The sequence below is a fragment of the Isoptericola haloaureus genome, assembly GCF_036689775.1.
GTDB lineage: Bacteria > Actinomycetota > Actinomycetes > Actinomycetales > Cellulomonadaceae > Isoptericola > Isoptericola haloaureus.
The window spans coordinates 1-523 of sequence record NZ_JBAGLP010000071.1; the positions used below are offsets into that span (position 1 = coordinate 1).

General features: G+C 73.8%; 1 pseudogene. It reads left to right on the forward strand.

Going from position 1 to position 523, the window contains the following annotated elements:
- A pseudogene (locus V5O49_RS00225) lies at nucleotides 1-523 on the forward strand (hypothetical protein); the annotation flags it as partial.

Sequence of the window (523 nt, forward strand, 5' to 3'; positions counted from 1 at the left end):
GGCCCGCGTCAGCTACGACCTCACCGGCGACGGCACCTGGGACCGCATCGAGACCTACGGCTACTTCGCCACCGACCCCGTCCCCGGCAACGAGACCTACACCTCGCAGGGACGTCTCGCGGCAGAGGACGGCACCCTCGGCGACCTCGACGACGGCACCGTCCGCCTCGAGATCTGGAGCGCCCTGGGCACCGCCACCCCGACCGTGACCACCGGCCCCGACTCCACCCTCACCCTGCCGTTCACCGACTCGACGGAGCCAGGTCCGGACCCGACTCCGGAGCCGTCGCCGGAGCCCAGTTCGGAGCCCAGCCCGGAACCCAGCGAGAACCCGGGTGCAGGGCCGGTGCGCTACCTCGGCGGCGACGGCTCCCTCCCCGCGCAGGCCGGACCCGAGGGCACCGTCCAGCTCACCTCCGCCGGCGGCCAGAACCACGACGGCACCCCGCACCAGCCCGCCGTCTTCGAGGCCACCGGACTCACCGGCACCCACACCGGCCAGACGACCGCGTTCTCCTTCGCC